The 18,657-nt window shown below is 64.1% G+C and carries 19 protein-coding genes; 4 read left to right on the top strand and 15 right to left on the bottom strand.

The annotated features are described in order from the left end of the window. Nucleotides 1-262 precede the first annotated feature (262 nt). The 3 genes from ACVI1L_RS18300 to ACVI1L_RS18290 all read right to left on the bottom strand — a co-directional run bounded on the left by ACVI1L_RS18300 (nt 263) and on the right by ACVI1L_RS18290 (nt 1,940). Nucleotides 263-535, bottom strand: a complete 273-nt coding sequence (locus ACVI1L_RS18300; RefSeq protein ID WP_456783417.1) for a DUF1488 family protein — start codon at nt 533-535, stop codon at nt 263-265. Between the two features lie 278 nt (nt 536-813). Next, a complete protein-coding gene (locus tag ACVI1L_RS18295; RefSeq protein WP_456783416.1) occupies nt 814-1,389 on the bottom strand; it encodes a GNAT family N-acetyltransferase in 576 nt (191 codons plus the stop codon). A 362-nt stretch (nt 1,390-1,751) separates the two neighbouring features. After that, nucleotides 1,752-1,940 (bottom strand): hypothetical protein, encoded by a 189-nt coding sequence (locus tag ACVI1L_RS18290; protein ID WP_156436135.1) that lies wholly within the window; start codon nt 1,938-1,940, stop codon nt 1,752-1,754. Here ACVI1L_RS18290 and ACVI1L_RS18285 point away from each other — a divergent pair. After that, the gene (locus ACVI1L_RS18285; RefSeq protein WP_456783415.1) at nt 1,939-2,865 is read left to right on the top strand and encodes a LysR family transcriptional regulator; all 927 of its coding nucleotides are present in this window, start codon (nt 1,939-1,941) and stop codon (nt 2,863-2,865) included. The genes ACVI1L_RS18290 and ACVI1L_RS18285 overlap by 2 nt on opposite strands. Here the strand turns inward: ACVI1L_RS18285 and ACVI1L_RS18280 are convergent. The 12 genes from ACVI1L_RS18280 to ACVI1L_RS18225 all read right to left on the bottom strand — a co-directional run bounded on the left by ACVI1L_RS18280 (nt 2,842) and on the right by ACVI1L_RS18225 (nt 15,064). After that, the gene (locus ACVI1L_RS18280; RefSeq protein WP_456783414.1) at nt 2,842-3,669 is read right to left on the bottom strand and encodes an esterase/lipase family protein; all 828 of its coding nucleotides are present in this window, start codon (nt 3,667-3,669) and stop codon (nt 2,842-2,844) included. The two genes, ACVI1L_RS18285 and ACVI1L_RS18280, sit on opposite strands and share 24 nt — an antisense overlap. Before the next feature lie 68 nt (nt 3,670-3,737). Continuing rightward, entirely contained in the window at nt 3,738-4,535 is a 798-nt protein-coding gene (locus tag ACVI1L_RS18275; protein ID WP_456783413.1) for an SDR family NAD(P)-dependent oxidoreductase, read from the bottom strand. Continuing rightward, nucleotides 4,496-4,813, bottom strand: coding sequence for a hypothetical protein (locus ACVI1L_RS18270; RefSeq protein WP_076825161.1), 318 nt, complete (start codon nt 4,811-4,813; stop codon nt 4,496-4,498). The genes ACVI1L_RS18275 and ACVI1L_RS18270 overlap by 40 nt, the downstream gene beginning before the upstream one ends. Beyond that, a complete protein-coding gene (locus ACVI1L_RS18265; protein WP_076825163.1) occupies nt 4,813-5,409 on the bottom strand; it encodes an adenylate kinase in 597 nt (198 codons plus the stop codon). Before ACVI1L_RS18265 ends, ACVI1L_RS18270 begins: the two co-directional genes overlap by 1 nt. A gap of 94 nt (nt 5,410-5,503) precedes the next feature. Further along, on the bottom strand, nt 5,504-6,838 hold the full coding sequence (locus ACVI1L_RS18260; RefSeq protein WP_076825165.1) for an MFS transporter: 1,335 nt from the start codon (nt 6,836-6,838) through the stop codon (nt 5,504-5,506). Between the two features lie 98 nt (nt 6,839-6,936). Continuing rightward, the gene (locus tag ACVI1L_RS18255) at nt 6,937-8,484 is read right to left on the bottom strand and encodes a WS/DGAT/MGAT family O-acyltransferase (protein ID WP_083714891.1); all 1,548 of its coding nucleotides are present in this window, start codon (nt 8,482-8,484) and stop codon (nt 6,937-6,939) included. A 129-nt stretch (nt 8,485-8,613) separates the two neighbouring features. Then, a complete protein-coding gene (locus tag ACVI1L_RS18250; protein WP_076825167.1) occupies nt 8,614-10,323 on the bottom strand; it encodes a long-chain-fatty-acid--CoA ligase in 1,710 nt (569 codons plus the stop codon). A gap of 29 nt (nt 10,324-10,352) precedes the next feature. Further along, the gene (locus tag ACVI1L_RS18245) at nt 10,353-11,120 is read right to left on the bottom strand and encodes an SDR family oxidoreductase (protein ID WP_057016377.1); all 768 of its coding nucleotides are present in this window, start codon (nt 11,118-11,120) and stop codon (nt 10,353-10,355) included. 38 nt (nt 11,121-11,158) lie between these two features. Next, complete coding sequence (gene phaP / locus ACVI1L_RS18240; RefSeq protein WP_229189854.1) at nt 11,159-11,599, bottom strand: phasin family protein; 441 nt, start codon at nt 11,597-11,599, stop codon at nt 11,159-11,161. Between the two features lie 60 nt (nt 11,600-11,659). Continuing rightward, nucleotides 11,660-12,469, bottom strand: coding sequence for an esterase/lipase family protein (locus ACVI1L_RS18235; RefSeq protein ID WP_057016379.1), 810 nt, complete (start codon nt 12,467-12,469; stop codon nt 11,660-11,662). Nucleotides 12,470-12,651: 182 nt separating this feature from the next. Beyond that, nucleotides 12,652-13,734, bottom strand: coding sequence for an AraC family transcriptional regulator (locus ACVI1L_RS18230; protein ID WP_229189855.1), 1,083 nt, complete (start codon nt 13,732-13,734; stop codon nt 12,652-12,654). A 307-nt stretch (nt 13,735-14,041) separates the two neighbouring features. Then, nucleotides 14,042-15,064, bottom strand: coding sequence for an AraC family transcriptional regulator (locus tag ACVI1L_RS18225; protein WP_083714892.1), 1,023 nt, complete (start codon nt 15,062-15,064; stop codon nt 14,042-14,044). A gap of 306 nt (nt 15,065-15,370) precedes the next feature. Here ACVI1L_RS18225 and ACVI1L_RS18220 point away from each other — a divergent pair, with 306 nt between their 5' ends. The 3 genes from ACVI1L_RS18220 (at nt 15,371) to ACVI1L_RS18210 (ending at nt 18,444) form a co-directional block, all read left to right on the top strand. Next, nucleotides 15,371-16,129, top strand: a complete 759-nt coding sequence (locus ACVI1L_RS18220; protein WP_456783412.1) for an acetoacetate decarboxylase — start codon at nt 15,371-15,373, stop codon at nt 16,127-16,129. 21 nt (nt 16,130-16,150) lie between these two features. Then, entirely contained in the window at nt 16,151-17,125 is a 975-nt protein-coding gene (locus ACVI1L_RS18215; RefSeq protein WP_253625016.1) for a 3-hydroxyacyl-CoA dehydrogenase NAD-binding domain-containing protein, read from the top strand. Nucleotides 17,126-17,244: 119 nt separating this feature from the next. Further along, nucleotides 17,245-18,444, top strand: a complete 1,200-nt coding sequence (locus tag ACVI1L_RS18210) for a CaiB/BaiF CoA transferase family protein (RefSeq protein WP_456783411.1) — start codon at nt 17,245-17,247, stop codon at nt 18,442-18,444. Nucleotides 18,445-18,657: the final 213 nt, after the last annotated feature.

Below are 18,657 nucleotides of genomic sequence, written 5' to 3'. Positions count from 1 at the left end.
CATCCGGGGCTGCTTCTCACGCCCGGACTGCAAAGCTGCGCTAGTCCGAGTTTCGCTGCCGCGGGCAGGCCGGAGCAGATACTTTGACCATCGAACAATTGGATTGGCTCGGGAAATGCCCGAGAGCACGCCGAGTGTCCACCAACCGGACCTGGTCGCTGTGGACATCGATGCTTTGTATCCGGGAGGACTTCCCTGTGACGGAGCAGGGAACGCGGCCGCTTTGTCGAGTTGTAGCATCATTTATAAAGCTGAGTTTGGCTCAGAAATCCACGTCGAACCGATCGAGCGAAACCACGCGGGTGGCGCTGGACTGACGGTTTTCAAACTTGTCGCTGGCGGCGCGTTCGATTCGCGCTCGACGCTTAAGGAAGAATTCCTCCGCGCTTGGAATGGGATGAAACCGAACGCGCATCACGTTGAGAGCTCTGCGCGCGATCATGCACGTGACCTCGGAATTATCCTTGTACATCACGAAAAAGATTCCATGACGGTGAACCTCATACTGACCATCGGGATCTCGCGCGAGCGCCATTTGACAGTCCTCAAACGATGGTCGCGCCCGGATCAACCCGGACCGAGCGGCCATACGATCATTGACCCGATCACTCCCAGAGCAAAGAGCACGCCAAACCCCAAGACGACGCAAATTCAATGAATTAGAGCGCGATGGCCGCCTTTAAGGCAGACATTTTGTCCCTTGCGGCGGACAAGTTGGGACCAGGGGCCTCTCCGAGGCACCTACCGTCGGCGGATTGTCGATGCCTCGAGGAGGGTGGCGCGACTGCCGAACCCAAAGCCCGTGAGGTCGCTTCATAGATCTCGAACCATGAGAGTTGCATCGACGCCCCTCCAATTGGTGCGATCGGCGGTCGACCATCCGAGCCGCGCATAGAAGCCGGTTGCCTCTGACGTATAGAGGTTTAGCCGCGAAAATCCGCGCTGCCGCGCTTGATCCTCAATCGCCCGCACCAAGATGGTGCCCACTCCTTCATTGCGATGTTCGGGGACAACGAACAGACCTGTGAGCCATGGTGCGACATCGTGATTCGGCTCGAACTCGGACTCAACCAAAAGGCAGGCGCCTATCGGCGCACCATCTGCTTTCGCGACGAGCAGCACGCCAAGGCTCCGATCGGCAGCAAATTGTTGCAATGATCTTAGCTCTTCCTCGAAGGAAGTACGAAGCATTGAAAATGAATTGACGCGCCAACGCGCGCAGATAGCCACTTCGATCGCTCCTGGCTCTGCGGTGAGTATTCGAATATCTGTCATCGCAAAACAATCAACTTCGTGACGCGATCGAAAGCGTTCCGAGCAATAGATGGACCATTTCCGGTGTGCAACAATGCCGGCGATCCAGAAGGAGCAACGAACGACAACGGACAATCTGTCTGTGTTGTTATGGACAACTTTTCTATCACCTTTGCGTGGAGCGCCCTGCTCGCCGCACTCAGTGAGTCAAGGCACGATTGCGCGACATGAGATGTTCCGCCAGATTGGAGCAAGCGGCTGATCTGCGGACGAAGTCCGGACAGATACTGCGCCAAGCGACACATTGCTTATGCAACGGACTTGAAGAGACGATCCTGGTTCGACGAGGGAGGGGCCGCCGCCGGTCACGTCGGAAATCTTGGCAGGACTTCAGGCGACACGTTCGAATCTTCGAGTTTTCGCTGTTCCGAAGGCTGGAAGCGTCTGGGAAAAAATCCAGACGATCCTGTCTCGACGCCATGCCAAACCGCCAAGGCTCAACGGTCCGCCACGGCAGGATCGCCTTGAAGTTCGCCGAAACCTGCGGGCGCGAGCGAGCCGGCCAATCCCGGATCGCGAATACGATTTCCGACGCTGATCCGTTGTCGCGCGCCCACATTCACGCACTTGCATAAATGGCCATGCCATTGAATATTCGTTGCGCGACTTGCAACGATCAGGACCATGCCGATGAATGCGAAGCTGGAGCCGCGCCGACTGCACTATTTCATGGAAGTGCTCAATAGCGGCTCCGTGCGCGGCGCCGCCGGCGCGCTCGGCATGGACGCCTCTGCGGTCAGCCGGGCGCTAGGCCTGCTCGAGAAGGAATGTGGCGCGCGCCTGCTCGAACGACGGGGCCGCGGCGTCGCGCCGACCGACGCCGGCCAACTGCTGGCCGCCTACCTGCAGCGCCAGCAGGGCGAACGACGGGCGCTGCTGGCGCAGATAGACAGCATTCGCAAAGTTGAGTCGGGTCATATCGATCTCGTGACGGGCGAAGGTTATGTCGACTGGCTGGCCAAGAGCAGCCTGTGCCGCTTCATGCAAAGCCACCCGAAGATCACGATCAGCCTCGACATCGGCAGTACCGACGAGATCGTCCAGCAAGTCGTGGGAGAACGCGCGCATATCGGCGTCCTGTTCAATCCGCCTCGCGACGATCGGCTGCGCTCGCATCATTCGCAGCCGCACCCGATCAAGGCTATCGTACCGCGCGGGCACCCGCTGACCCAGCTGGGCCGGCCGCTCAGGCTCGCCGACCTCGCGCCTTACCCAGGCGCCGCGATGCATCCGAATTTCGGCCTGCGCCAGCATGTCCAGGCCGCCGAGATCAGCGAAGGCGTTCGCCTCAATTTCGCGTTCACGACCGCCTCGTTCGATGCGCTCGCCCATTACGTGACCGCCGGACTTGGTTATGCGCTGGCGTCGCGCCTTGCGATGACGGAGGCTGATGCCGCCAAGGTGGTGGCGCTCCCGATGAAGAACGCGCTGCTGCATCGTGGCCGCACCCACGTGGTCTCCCGTCAGGGACGCACGCTGCCGCCCGCCGCAATGCAGCTGCTGCGGATGATGGTCGCCGAGATGCGGTCACCGGGAAGCGCTGCGCGGTAGCCTCAGGCAGCTGCGCCCTTTCGATCTCAATCGCGGCGCGTCGCTGTCGGAAACCAGATTCCGACCTGCGGAGGCGCACGAAAACGGCTTCCAGGTTCCCGCCGGCTGGGCGAGGCGATCGGCAATCACCCACAGCGCCGGCGCGTGAAAGCCAAGCCCCAAATGCGTCGTGTTCACTTCGACGTTCTCGCGCTCTCCGCCCTCCTGCTCCAGGCAGGCGCGCCACGCCACCACGCCATCGGTGCGGGTATAGATCGATGTTGACGGCACGGGAATCGGTTGCGCGAGGCGGCTGATCCGTTCGGCCGTCGGCGGCTGGTATTTCTGGCCGGTCAGAAGCCGCCAGATCGCGCGAACATTGCTCGCCCCCGGCGCCGCGAAAGGACTGCCGAGCGTGATGACCATCCGCACCGCCGCGGGGATTTGCCGGGCAACCTCGCGCGCAATGATGCCGCCACGGCTCCAGCCGACCAGGCTGACCTTCGAGCCGCCCTGCTTTTCGAGTTCGAGGACTCGCGCCACCACGGCGGCAAGGTCGGCGTCTGGCGCGCGCACATTGCGGCCGCGGCCCCATCCATGAACCTGATAGCCGAGGAACTCGAGGAATGAGCGGATGGCCAAGGTCGACCGGTCATCGGCGCCCAACCCGGGCAGAACCATCACCGGATGGCGTTGCCCCCGCGGCGCGGTCGCCAGAAGCGGCGCCGCCACGGCAATCAGCGCCGGGATGTCGAGAAAGCCGCGCCCTTCCGCGGCAAGCAGCGCGAGCGAGGGTGGTTCGACGGTCTGCTCGTCACGTCCCATGGGTAGCGTCCGTTGTTGATGGTCAAGAATGGCCCGTGCAGCCGTGCATTGCCGGCTAGCACGAAACGTCAGTTCGGCGGTGCGGCCTTTCCGAACACACCGCCGATGGCCCGCAGCAGCCAACTCGGCTGATACTTGATCCATTGGACCGCCAGCTCGTTGGCAAGCCCTGCGACATGCACCGGCTTGCCTGCCATGCAGGCGCGGTAGCCCTCCTGTGCGACGGTCTTCGCATCCATGATCATCATGCTTGGCATGTTGCCGAGATTGGTGCCCTGGACCATTCCGGTGTCCGTCACGCCGGGACACAATGTCGTCAGCGTGATCTTGCTGCCGCTCAACTCCTGCGACAACGCCTCGCCGAACGACAGCACATAGGCCTTTGACGCGGCATAGACCGCAAGATTCGGCACCGGCATGAAGGCCGCGACCGACGCAACGTTCAGGATCCGTCCACTGTTGCGCTCGAGCATCGGCGCGAGGAACAGACGGGTCAATGCCGTCATGGCCACGACATTGACCTGCAGCAGCCGCAACTGATCGTCGAGGCCGATTGTGCCGACGCGTCCTTCGAGCAAGAGACCGGCATTGTTCACCAGCAGGTCGACCCGCACGCCGGCGTCGTCAAGCGAATCGAACACCGCCTGCGGCGCCGCCGGCTCGCTCAGATCGGCGGCCACGATGGTCACCTTGGCGCCATGACTTGCCTCGAGCTCGCGCGCGAGCTTCTGCAGCTTGTCGCGGCTGCGCGCCAGCAGCACGAGGCTGAGGCCATTGGCCGCGAGCACGCGCGCGAGCTCGAGCCCAATGCCGCCCGATGCTCCGGTCACCAGCGCGCATTGACCTTCATTTCCGCTCGCCGACATGAGGCGCCTCCCTTCGTTGCCAGAACGGTTCTGCGCAATCCACGAACGGCGCGTGCGACAAGCCGCCGCCGCGCCAGCTCGGCGGGTGCACCGCCGCAGTTCCGGTCGGCAGCATATCTGCGCGAGAACCGTTCGATCGCCCGCAACAACAGCTGGGCCTGCTCGAACTGGTCGGCCGTCTCCTTCACCTCGCCAAGCGACTTGCGCAATGGCTCCAGCACCTCGATCCGGTCGGGATAGCCGGACAGCCGAGGGTCGCGACTTTGCGTCGTCGGCATCACATCACCGACCGATCTTGGCCGATCGCCTTGACGACGGCGAAGGCGACCGCATCGACCGGCTGCAGTCCGTCGACGGTTCGAAGGATGTTTCGCGATCGGTAGTAGTCGACCAGCGGCGCGGTCTGCTCGTTATAGGCATCGATACGCAGCTTGAGCGTCTCGTGATTGTCGTCGGCGCGCACCGCGCCACCTTGCGCTCTCGCCTCGCGGGCCCGCGTCTCGATCCGGTCCAGCAACACCGTCTCGTCGGCCTTGAGCTCGACGACATGGTCGATCGCAAGACCCTCGGTATCGAGCAGATCGTCGAGGCCGACCGCCTGGGCCATCGTTCGCGGGAAGCCGTCGAGCACAAAGCCATGCTTGGCATCGGCTTGCGAGATGCGTTCGATCACCGCGGCGATCACGAGCTGATCGGGAACGAGCCCACCCCTCACCATGGTATCCTTGACTTTCCGTCCGATACTGGTGTCCGCGTCAACCGCAGCACGCAGCATGTCGCCGGTCGAAAGGTGCGGTATGTCGTACTCCTCGACCAGGTGCTTCGCCTGTGTTCCCTTGCCCGCGCCAGGCGGCCCCAGCAGAACGATCCTCATCGCATGTGTCCCAATATTCGCTCGATCACCGGCAGCATTCCCGCGGAGCGTCGAGCGACCCGGCTCCGTGCGGGCCGGGCCGCTCGTTTCGTCCTCACGCCATCGCCAGGCGCGCACTGGGCGCAGGCCGCATCGACAGCAGCAACAGCAATCCCGACAGCACGTAGAGCGCCATCACGAAGTACATGCTGTAGATGTTGTCGCCGGTACTCCGCACGATCAGGCCGTTGATCGAGGGGCTGATGGCCGGGCCTAGGTTTCCAAGGCTGCTGATCAGTGCAAGCCCGCCGGCGGCGGCACCGGTGGAGAGGTATTCGCTGGTCAGCGCGAAGAACAGCGGCGTCGCCGACGCAATGCCGATCACCGCAAAGGACAGCGCAAGGATCGATCCGACGAGGTTGCCCTGCAGCATCGTCGTGACGAACAGGCCGAACGCGGCGATCGCGACGCAGGCGGCATAGTGCCAGCGGCGCTCGTGCCACTTGTCGGAGTGACGGCCGATCAGGATCATGCCGATGACGCCGGCGGCATTCGGGATCGCGGCATAAACACCGACAAGGAACAAATCCTTGACGCCCCAGCTCTGGATCAGGGTCGGCATCCAGAACACCATCGTGTAGGTCGCGCCGAGCAGCAGCAGATAGACGAACGACAACACATAGACCTTGGGGTCCCTGAGCATCTGCCCGAACGTTCCCGAGGGTTCGCTCTCGATGTCCTTCTCATCGTGCTGGAAGGTGTCCTCGAGCAGGGCTTTCTCGTCCTTCGAGAGCCACGCGGCCTGCGCGGGCTTGTCCTCGAGCAGGACGTAGACCAGGATGCCGAGTATCAGCGCCGGCAGACCCTGGACGAGGAACAGCCACTGCCAGCCATGAAGGCCGCCGGCACCGTCGAAATACTTCAGGATCGAGCCGCACAAGGGACCGGCGATCACGGACACGATCGTTGTCGCCGACATGAAGGTGGCGATCACCTGCCCGCGCCGCGCCGACGGATACCAATAGGTGAAGTACAGGATTACGCCGGGAAAGAAGCCAGCCTCGAACACGCCGAGCAGGAACCGGACGACATAGAACTGGAACGGCGTCGACACGAACATCATGGCGGATGCCGCGAGTCCCCACAGCACCATGATGCGCAGCAGGGTCTTGCGCGCGCCGATCCTCTCCAGCAGCAGGTTGCTCGGCACCTCGAACAGAAAATATCCGACGAAGAAGATGCCCGCGCCGAGACCGTAGACCGCATCGTCGAACGGTAATGTCTGCTTCATCTGCAGCTGCGCGTAGCCGATATTGATGCGATCGAGATAGGCGATCATGTAGGCGATCAGCAGAAGCGGGATCAGGCGCCAATCGATCTTCGAGAACAGGGATTTATGCGCCGGACTTTCCAATACCGACAGCGATCCCTTTGCGGCGGGTGGGTGCATCCTAGTTTCCTCCAAATGTTCTTTTGATTCCGGCGCCGGGCGGGAGACCGCGGTGGCGTCCCGGCTCCGGCGATGTGAAGCGTTGAAGGCCTCCGCGCCTAGCTGGCCCGGCTCGCCTTGTCGTTTGCGGCGGCCGGTGGCACCTCGTCGGTCTGGATGACCGTCACCGACGCCGCGGTCGCGGATGGCGCCTTCGCTTGAGCCGCAGGTTGCAGCTCGACGATCTCGGCCTCGACCGACGGCAGAGCCTCGATCTCGCGCAGGGCGGCGCGCAGGTGCTCGATCATCTCGTAGGACTCGTCCTGCGAGAGCACGCGCCGGCATGCGGTCAGACCGAACTCAAGCAGTCCCGCATAGCTGTGCACCGTGATGTTCAGCGCGCTGCCGTGATAGGGGATCGAAACCGGGAAATAATGCACCATCCGTGCGCCGGCCATGTAGAGGTGCTGCCCCGGTCCCGGCACGTTGGAGATCAGCACGTTGCCCGCTGCCGGCATGCGGCTGGCGAGGTTGGAGCGGCCAAGCAGCGAGGCGAGCCCCGTCATCAGCCACGGCGACCCCGTGATCGGCACATCGACGCCGAGCACCGGCTTGAGCTCGCGCACGACTGCCTTGGCCGCCTCGGATGACGCGTGGATTGCCTTGAACCGGGTCGGCAGGTCATCGATATCGGTCGCCAGGTCGACGCGTACCGCCGAGACCTGGTTGTTCATCGCCTTGTCGCCTTCGGCACGCAGGCTGACTGGCACCATCGCGATCAGGGCTTCCTTGGGCAGCAGGCCGCGCTCGGCGAGAAAGCGTTGCAGCGCGATGCTGCACATCGCCATGACGATGGTGTTGACGGTGCCGCCGACACGTTTGCCCAGGACCTTGATGTCGGCAAGTGGCAGCGACATCGTGCTGTAGGAGCGCTGGTTGGTGATGGAATCGTTGAACACCGTCTTCGGAGCCAGTCCAAGGCTGAGCGAGCGCTCCCCCTTCTGTGAGCGCTGGCTGGCCATCACGGTGGCGGCGGTGCCGAGCGCCTTGGCCGCCGTCGGCAGCAGCTCCGCGAGCTTGCGGTATTGCTGGGCCGCATTGTTGGCCGCCGCCTGCAGTAGCTCGGTCACGCCGAGCTGGTATTGCCCGGAGGCGCGCTTGCGCCGTGGCGGCGGCACCTCGCGCATCTTGGGCGAGACATCATAGAGCACCTTGGCGAGCTCCACACCGGCCTTGCCGTCGACGCCGCTGTGATGCGCCTTGGTGTAGAACGCGACCTGGCCGTTCTCGAGGCCATCGATGACATACATCTCCCACAGCGGACGGCTGCGATCGAGCAGCGAGGCATGCAGCCGCGCGACCAGTTGCTCGAGCTGCGCCATGGTGCCTGGACGCCGCAAGGTGACGGTCCGCACGTGGTAATCGAGCTCGATATCATCGTCCTCGGTCCAGACCGGCTCGGCGAGCTGGAACGGCATCTGCGCCAGTTTGCGGTTCAGCAATGCCGAGAGATGGAGACGCTTGCCGAGCATCTCCTTGACATCCTCGTAGTAGTCGCCCTGATAACCCTCGGGGAGATCGAAGATCATCAGGCTGCCGACATGCATCGGCGTCTCCGGCGTTTCGAGATGCAGGAACGATGCATCCATGCTGCTGAGTTGATCCATTCTTCCCTCCCTTGACGTTGTGACGGCGATCGCCGTCTTGATGACGGCGTGCCGATATCTGGCGCGTCGCGGTCATTGCCCAGGCGCGACACCTGTCCGCCGCTGCCGATCCGGTTCGCGCAGGCGATCTCAGGCCTGCGCCCGGGCGGCGCGCTCCTCCTCGTCGTACAGCTCCTTCTTCGATAGCTTTCCGACCGCGGTCTTCGGCAGTTCGGCGCGGATTTCGAGCGCCTGCACCATCTCGTGCTTGCCGAGCTTGTCCTTCAGGAACGCCTGCAGCTCTTCCAGCTTGAACGGCTTGGCATCCGCCTTCAGCTTGATGAAGGCCTTCGGCGACTGGCCGCGATACTCGTCGCGGATGCCGATCACGGCGACCTCCTCGACCGCCGGATATTTGTAGATCGCCTCTTCGAGCACGCGCGGATACACGTTGTAGCCGCTGCACAGCAGCATGTCCTTGGTGCGGTCCACGATGAAGATGAAGCCATCCTCATCCATGTAGCCGACGTCGCCCGTGCGCATGTACCCGTCCGCGGTAGTCACCTCGGCCGTCGCGTCCGGCTTGTTCCAGTAGCCCTTCATCACATTCGGGCCCTTGATGCAGATCTCGCCGCGTTCGCCGAGCGGCACATAGCTGCTGCTGTCGTCGACATTGAGGAACTTGATGACGATTCCGGGCATCGGCATGCCGCAGGAGCCGGCCTTGCGCATGGCGCCGTGCTGCGCCGGCGTGTAGGTGCCGCTCGGCGAGGTCTCGGTCATGCCCCAGCCTTCGCTCAAATTGCAGCCGGTGATCGAGGCGAATTGCTGCGCCACCTCGAGCGGCAACGGCGCGCCGCCGGATCCGCAATATTTCAGCGCGCGCAAGCTATGCTTCGGCGTCTCCGGATGGTTGATCAGCGCGGTGAACATGGTTGGCACCCCGCAGAAGACACTGACCGACTTGGTCGAGATTTCCTCCAGCGCGGCCTTTGGATCGAAGCGGACATGCTGGATGATTTCCGCGCCCATCAGGACGCCGAACAGCACATTCACAGAAAGCGCATAGATGTGGAACGGCGGCAACACTGCCAGGAAGCGCTCCTGCCCGTCGACCAGCACCGGTGGCGAGCCGGCCGTCGTCGCCCGGTACTGCTGGCACGCGCTGGTCAGATTGGCGTGGGTGAGCATCGCCCCCTTCGGCAGCCCCGTCGTCCCGCCGGTGTATTGCAGCACGGCGATGGTCTCGCGCGGATTATCGATCGGATAGGCCTGGTAGACACCATCATTGTGCGTCAGCTGGCCGAAGCTGATGTGATGATCGTCCCAGGCGACGTCGCTCAGCTGCTTGGCCGCCTTCATCTGGTTGACGACGGTGTCGGGGTCAGCCGTGATCTCGCCGAGCGACCCGACCACCAGCTTCTTCAATCTTGTCTTGCCCAGCATCGCCGCCATCTGCGGATAGAGCGAAACCATGTCGAGCGTGATCAGGATATCGGTCTTGCTGTCCTCGATCTTGTGTTCGAGCACCTTGGCAGCGTCCAGCGGCGAATAGTTCACCGCCGTGCCGCCTGCCTTGAGGATGCCGAAAAACGAGATGATGTAGTGCGGCGTGTTGGGCAGATAGAGGCCGACATGGACGCCCGGCTTGACGCCGAGGAGCTGCAGGCCCTTGGCCACACGATCGGTGAGCCGCCCGAGCTCGGCATAGGTGATCCGCTTGCCCATGAAATCGATCGCGGGACGATCCGGCCATTTGGCAACGGCGTCGCCCAATATCTTCTGCACTGGTCCGGGAGCTATCTCGACGTCCCAACGCACGCCGTCGGGATAGGATCGGATCCAGGGCATATCGTTCATGAGATCTCTCCCTTCTATGGTCTTGCGGATCAGACGGCGGTCACGCCGCCATCGACCGCAATGGTCTGGCCGGTGATGAATGCACAGGCATCGGAGGCGAGCAGCGCGGCGACGCCCTTGAGGTCCTCCGGGCCACCCTCGCGATTCATCGGCGCCATATGCGCGGTCGCGCTCTGGTCGAGCTGTGCGGTCATCTTGGTCGGGAAATAACCTGGCGCGATCGCGTTGACGTTGATGCCGAGCGGCGCCCATTCATTGGCAAGCGTGCGGGTCAGGTTGACGACCGCGCCCTTGCTCGCGTTGTAGGCCAGCGTCGGGGTGCCTTCCGGATAGCAGCCGGTGAGGCCCTGGATCGAGGCGATGTTGATCACTTTTCCGCTCCGCCGCGGTACCATGCAGCGCCGGCCGACCTCCTGGGTGGCGACGAAGATCGCGGTCACATTCAGGTTGATCACCTTGTTCCAGCCGTCGAGCGTATGCTCGATCGTGGCGGCGCCCCAGGACGTACCGGCATTGTTGACGAGGATGTCGATCGGGCCCAGCGCGGCCACGACCTGCTCGATCATCGGCGGGATTGTCTCCAGCCTGCCCATATCGCACACCACCGGAAGCGCCTCGATGCCAAGCCCCTTGAGGTGAGCAGCCGCGGCATCAAGCTCATCCCGCTTTCGCGCGGTGATCGCGACCTTGGCGCCGAGTTCGCCCAGCACCTCGGCGATCTGAAGACCGAGACCCCGCGATCCGCCCGTGACGAGCGCAACGCGCCCCGTCAAGTCCTGCAACTTGGCCAGACTCATGGCTTTCCCCCGATGGTTTACGCCTCACACGCGCAGCGCTATTTCGGCTGCAACAGCTTCTGAAGGTTCGCGAAGTTCTCCTGCATGCGGTCCTGCATGACCTTCCAGGCGTTGTTGCGCGCCTGCGCTTCCAGCTGCGACAGCTCGCGGAAATCCGCGACCGCCTTCTCGACCTGCTGCTTGGCAGTCTCCGTCTGCTTCGTCATAGCTTCACCGCTTGCGAAGCCCTGCATCGCCGCCTGCCACTGCGCGAGCGTCTCTTGCAGGATCTCGTTGCGCCGGCTGACCAGCGCCTGGACGCCTTCGTAGGCCTGTCTGTTGGCCTCGACCAACGCCTCCATGTCCTTGCGCTGCCACTCGACCAGGGCAGCAATATCGAACCCGGGCAGCGTGAACTTTTCGGCCATTTTCTTCAGGTCCCCGAGCCACGGCATCGCTCCCGTGCCGGCTGTGTCGGATTGCCTGTCATCGGTCCCCATCGACGTCCTCCTTGCGGTACTTGGCTGGCGGCGGCGAAACGCCGTCCCGTGGACTGCGCGTCAGGCGGCCGCCCAGCGCGGCCGGAACAGGGCGGCGCTGTCATCGGCTCGATCCGGATCCGGGTACACCATGCCGCGAAGACCGCTGCGGTCGAATGGCGACCATTCATCCTCCCCGAGCGCGAGGCGGTCCGCGATCGCATAGAGCACGGCCGGATTGTGCCCGAGCCCGCAATGACTGCCTTCGACCTCGATGTTCTGTGTCCGCTCGGCATGCTGCTCGCGGCACCCCCACCACGAGACGATGCCGTCGGTGCGTGAGTAGATCGCCGTGCTCGGTACCGGCGGCGGCAACTTCATGATGTCCCTGTCGGGCCAGTCGTCGACCTGGCGCTCGCTCAGGATCTCGTAGAGACGCCAGGCATTGCTTGCCTTCGGCTCATTGGCGAACGGGCTGCCGAGCGTGATCACCTGGCGGACCAGATCGGGCGCGCGCCGTGCAATCTCGCGCGCAAACACACCGCCGAGGCTCCAGCCGATCAGGCTGACCTTGCGACCGTATCGCTCGGCGAGCTCGGCCAGCCTTGCGTCCATGGCAGCCTCGACGCCGGGACGCGGTCCGCGATTGGGTCCGAGCTTCCAGCCGTGGACCGCATAGCCTTGCGCCTTCAGGTAGGCGCGCAACGGTCGCGTCGAGATATCGCTGGCGGAGAGCCCCGGCAAGACGAGGACCGGATGTCCGTCCCCGCGCGGCGCGCGGCGAAGCAGCGGATAGCTTGCGAAGAACGCCTGCAGCTCCCAGATCCCGCGCACCTCGAGCGCGAGCAGCAATTGCGACGGCGGCGCAGAGCGGTCGACGACCATATTCATGTCAGAATGTCCCCTCCCGGATCACGCGGTGTGTCCCGCACGACCCGACATTTTATGATTACTGCCCGGCGCCGCGAGCGGCGCCATGCAGACCCCGATCGCGCAACCGCGCATCTTCTTGGTCTCAAAACGCTATCGAGCAGGTCAGACCCGTAAAAGGTGCAATTGGCCCGCTTGACCGGTTAGTTTGGGACATCCGCCAATGAATCTTGCGCGCCTGCTGCGATGCCTGGCGCCCGGCCGTCGCGGAAGTCCGACGGGCTTTTGCCGGTCCAGCGGACAAAGGCGTGGCGAAAGTTCGCCGCGTCGCTGTAGTCAAGCCGCGCGGCGATCTCGTCATTGGTCATTTGCGTGTTGCGCAGATAACCGACCGCGAGCTGCATGCGGACCTCGGAGACGATCTGCCGGTAGGTTTTCCGCTGCAGCTGCAGCCTGCGGCGGAACGTCCGTGGATGGATTGCAAGCTCCGCCGCCATCGCCTCGATACTCGGGAAGCGGCCGGGATGCTCGACGAGCCGTCGCCGGATGTCGGCAGCAAGACCGTCGTCCCGCGCGACAGGATCGAGAAGCTGATCATAGATTCGGCCGGCCATCGCCCTGGTCATCTCGTCGGGGCAGACCGCCGGACGGTCGATCCAGGCAGTGTCGAATTCCAGCGCGTTCCTGCGCTGGCCGAACTCGACCGGACACTGGAAGATGCGGTCGTAGGTCCCGGCGTGCGGCGGCGACGCATAGGCGGCGCTCAGCTTCGAGAAGCGGAACGAGTTGCCATAGACGTCGCGGCTCAGCGTCTGATAGGTCGCAAAGGCGAACTCGAGCGCGAACCGATAGACGTCATCGGCCGGATCGCGCGAAAGCAACGGCTCGAGCAGACAGCTCACCGTATCGCCTTTGCGGGTGAAGTCGATGTCGGCGACCGTTCCGAGGATCCGACCATACTTGGCCGCAAAGTCAATGACTCCGGCCCGCGTCGGGCTGCTCAGCATGGCATAGCCGTACATGCCGTAAGCCATGACATGCATTCGTTCTCCGGCGCGAAACGCGATCGCCGGATTCCGTGACAGCCGCATCGCATTGCGAAATACCGTCTCGACCTGCCGGTAGGAGACACGTACCGACGAATCCCTGAGGTCAGCACGCCTCAAATTGGTCGCGCCGAGCGCGCGCGACGCTGAGATCCCCTCCTCGGCCAGGACGTGCACCACCGCCGCGATCCGTTGCGGCGAATAGAGACACTGCAGGAGATTTGGTGACGGGTGATACACGAGCGTCCTCGTCCGCCTTCCGCGCCTGCTTCGGGTCCCGCAATCCGGTGCCCGCAAGCTGAAGTGAGGCTAGTCAGCCGGACCGGGCAGCAGAAGGTTCGATTGGTCGCGTTTGCAGGTGAGTTCCGGACAAGACCGGCCAAAAGAAAGACCGCCGAGGGAGGGCGGTCCAGGTTGGGAGAACGCGATCGCGAGCGCAACCACGGTGCCGAGCTTACGCGCGCTTCGGTCGCACAAAAGGTTCGATTGAACCAATTTGGCGGTGAACTCCGGACACAGCTGGCGAAGCCCCCCAGATATCTCGGGGTCAAAGACCCTCCTCGCCGCGGAATTCGGATGGATTCCTGCCGGTCCAGCGCGAGAAGGCGTGGCGGAAGTTAGCCGCGTCGCTGTAGCCGAGGCGGCTTGCGATCTCCTCATTGGTCATGCGCGTCTTGCGCAGATACTCGATCGCGAGCCGCATGCGCACCTCGGAAAGCAGGCTGCGATATGAGGTTCCCTCCGCCTCGAGCCTGCGCCGCAGCGCGCGGGGATAGATATCGAGCTGTTCGGCGATCGCCTCAATGCTTGGGTAACGACCCGGCTGCTCGATCAGTATCCGGCGGATATCGGCAGCAACGCCACCGGCGCGATTCACCTCGCCGAGGATCTCCTCGCACATCTCCCGCGCCATGGCGTGGGTTCGCGGATTCGCCAGCGCCCGTGGGCCGTCATTGCGTATGTATTCGTATCCACAATGGTGCTGATTGAACAAAACCGGGCACCCGAAGAGATCACGATACGCCGCGGCGGACGGCGGCGGCGTATAGTCGAGCAGCACGCGCGAGAAGCCGAAGCCCTGGCCCGAGCGGTCGCGAATCGTCGTCAGATGCGCGGCCAGTGCGAACTCGACCGCGAAGCGATGCACACTCTCGGTCGGATTCGGCCAGTGCATGGGCTGGAACGTCGCCACCACCGTCTCTCGATCGTATGAGAGGTCGAAATCGCAGAACGGCCCCACCACACGGATGTATCGCGCAGCGAAGTCGCGCGCCTCCGCGTGCGTTGCACTGCTCAGCAGCGCGTACCCGTACATGCCATAGGCGGTGACATGCATTCGCGCTCCCGAGCGCAGCGCGATAGCCGGGTCGCCTGCCAGCCGCAGCGCGTTGCGGATCACCGTGTCGAGCTGCCGATACGATATGCGCGTCGTATGGGATTCGAGCTGGCCGATCGCGAGCCCGGTGCCCTCCAGAACCTCAGATGGATCAATGCCCTGCTCACGAAGCTCGGCCGCGATGGCTGCGATCGAATGCGGCGGGAATATTCGCTGCGCGAAGCCGGGGAGCATTCGACCCGGCGATTGGCGTAGGTGCGACTCTTGCCTAGTCATTGCAACCGCATGTCCCTGGCATTCCGCGCATTCCTGCGCCACGATTGACGATCGGTCGAACGTAAGCCCGATCCCGTACGCGACGCAATAATCGCGTATCCACGCGCGCGCGCCGCAACCCGCGTCCGGAAGTCACCCGGTCGGCGGTCCAATCGCACCTTTCTCCGTTTGCCGAGATCGCTAGGCTCGCGACGCCTTGCTCGACAACCGGCACGCACCCGGAGGCGGTACGGACCACGGCAAGCGCCAACAAGGGAGGAGCGGATGCGACGGGAAGAGGTTCTCAAGCAGCTGACGACACCGATCGGTGCCCCGGCATTTCCCCGCGGACCGTTCCGCTTCAACAACCGCGAATACCTCAACATCCTGTATCGCACCGACATCGAGGCGTTGCGCGCAGTCGTTCCCGAGCCGCTGGAGATTGACGATCCACTGGTTCGCTGGGAGATCATGCGGATGCCCGACACCTCCGGTCTCGGCGACTACACCGAATGCGGCCAGGCCGTCCAGGTGCGCTATGGCGACGAGAAGGGCGAGTACCTTCACGCGATGTACCTCGACAACCTGCCGGCGCTGGCATCGGGGCGCGAGATCAGCGGTTATCCCAAGGTGATCGGCAAGCCGAAGCTCTATGTCGATTCCGACACCCTGGTCGGCACCATGGACTACGGCAGCTTGCGCGTGGCCACCGCGACGATGGGTTACAAGCACCGCGCGCTGGACCTCGAAAAGGCAAAGGCCGAGATCTGCGTACCGACCTTCATGCTGAAGATCCTGTGGACCTATGACAGTCCGAAGCCGGCGGGCGAGCCGCGCATCTGCGAACTGCTGCGCTCCGAGATCACCGACATCACCGTCAAGGGCGCCTGGACCGGCCCGGCCCGGCTGGAGCTGTTCGCCCACGCATTGGCCCCGATGGCCGATTTTCCGGTGCGCGAGATCGTCGCGTGTAGCCACATCATGACCGACTTGACGCTGTCCCGCGCCAAGCGCTGCCACAACTATCTCGATCAGCCGCGATAAGCGGGCACGTCGGAGGAAGCCATGCCATCATCCGCAGATCGCGCCGCGGCGCTCAACCGCTATCGCAATGTGTGCGTCATCGGGGCCGGTGTCATCGGCTCCTCCTGGGCGGCGCTGTTTCTCGCACACGGGCTCAATGTCGTGATCAACGATCCGCAGCCCGGCATCGAGGCCACGGTCAAGGACGCTCTGATCAAGATCGGGCCGACATTGCTGAAGCTCGGCCTGCCGCATGAGGGATTGGAGCGCAACCTGCGCTTCGAGCCGGACCTCGCGCGCGCCGTCGCCGGCGCCGACCTGGTGCAGGAGAACGGGCCGGAGAAGCCCGAGTGGAAGCAGCAGCTCTGGGCACGAATCGAGGCAACGGTGCCGAAACATGCATTGCTGCTGTCGTCGAGCTCGGCGCGGCCAGCCACCGAACAGGCGAAAGAGATGAAGGATGCAAGCCGGCTGCTGGTCGGCCATCCTTTCAACCCGCCGCATCTGATCCCGCTCGTCGAAATCGTTCCCGGCGAGCGCACCGATCCAGAGGCCACCGCCGACGCCGTGGCGTTCTACGAGGCGCTCGGCAAGGTGCCGCGCGTGCTCAAGAAGGAAATCCAGGGCTTCGTCGCCAACCGGCTGCAGCGCGCGATCATGCGCGAGGCCTGCTATCTCGTGCAGGAAGGCGTCGTCACGGTCGACGAGCTGGACGACGTCGTCACCAGCTCGATCGGGTTGCGCTGGGCGGTGAACGGGCCGTTCAGCTCGTTCCACATGGGTGGTGGACCGAACGGGCTGGAATCGTTCTTCCAGCACCTCGGCAAGAACATGGCCGCGTCGTTCAAGGTGATTCCGCAGGTCGATCTCGACGAGGCGCTGCAGCGCAAGATCATCGACCAGGCCGCGGCATCTTTCGGCAAGACGCCGATCCCGCGGATGGAGCGCGAACGCGACGACACGCAGGTGGCGCTGCTGCACGTGCTGGCGGCACGCAACGGCAGGAACGGGACATGACCGGCTCACCCGCAGGCCTGCGCGCATTCGCAGACAGAGGCGGCCGCCACGTTTCGGAATAGGCCAACCTGGCCGACGGACAACAGCTGATCCCGGGCATCAAGCGGAGACGAACTCACATGAGCATCTTCGAAGGTTTGAAGGTCATCGACTGCGGCAGCTTCATCGCCGCGCCAACCGCCGCGACGCTGCTCGGCGACTTCGGCGCCGACGTGATCAAGATCGAACCGCCCGGTGCAGGCGACGCGTTCCGTCAGGTGCCGAAGCTGCCGGGCATGCCGAGATCCGACCAGCCCTATGGCTGGCTGCTCGACAATCGTAACAAGCGCGGCCTTGCGCTCGACCTGTCGAAGCCCGAGGGCCAGGCGGTGCTGCATCGCCTCGCCTCCACCGCCGACGCCTTCATCACCAACTATCCGCTCGCGGTCCGCAGGAAGCTCGCGATCAGCTACGAGCGGCTTGCCGCGGCGAACGACCGGCTGATCTACGCCTCCTTCACCGGCTATGGCGAGACCGGCGACGAGGCGGGCAAGCCCGGCTTCGATGTCACGGCCTACTGGGCGCGCTCAGGCCTGATGGACATGGTGCGGAGCGACGCCAGCACGCCGCCGGCGCGGGCGCTGGCCGGCATGGGCGATCACCCGTCGGGCGTTTCGCTGTTCGCGGCCGTCGCGGTGGCGCTGTATCAGCGCGAGCGCACGGGACGCGGCACCCAGGTCGGCTCCTCGCTGCTCGCCAACGGCGTCTGGTCGAACGGCATCATGGCGCAGGCGGCGTTGTGCGGGGCGACGTTCACGCCGCGGCCGCCGCGCGAGAATCTGTTCAATGCGCTCGGCTGCTACTACCGCTGCCGCGACGGCCGCTGGCTGCTGCTCGCGATCGTCAACGAGCAGCGCGACTTTCCGACCGTGGCGAAATGCCTCGGCCTCAACGACCTGCTCACTGATCCGCGCTTTGCCAAGCAGGCCGATCGCTTCGCCCGTTCCTCCGAATTGATCGCCCTGTTCGACGCGGCATTCGCGACGCGTGACCGGGACGAATGGCGGACCCGCCTCGATGAAGCAGGCATCGTCTTCGAATGCGTTGCCGAGATGGGCGACCTGTCCGCCGACCGGCAAATGCTGTCGGCCGGCGTGCTGGTGCCGTTCGAGAACGACGAGATGCTGACCATCGACAGCCCGTTCTTTGTCGACGGTGCAACCAAGGTGAAGCCGCGCAAGGCGCCCGCGGTCGGTGAGCACAGCACGCAGATCCTGCACGAGGCCGGCTACGATGACGCGGCCATCGCCGGGATGCGCGAAAGCAAGGTCCTGGCGTGATGCGCTGACCGCAAGGCGGCGCCTACCGCCCTCACCGCACGCACGAGAAAAGGCCGCGCCCTCGAATGAGAGGCGCGGCCAGTCTCGAGGCGCCCGAACCGGGGGGCACCACAGCGGCGGTGTGGCGCAGCTGAGGTTCGGAGGACGCCCCCGAGCAGAAGCGATCAGCGCCCGACACGCTTCCAACTCCCTGACGAGCCATCGCATTTGCCG

This window comes from Bradyrhizobium sp. USDA 4516, assembly GCF_054055915.1.
The sequence above is the reverse complement of the archived record's forward strand: the minus strand, read 5'-3'. Positions and strand labels throughout refer to the sequence as shown.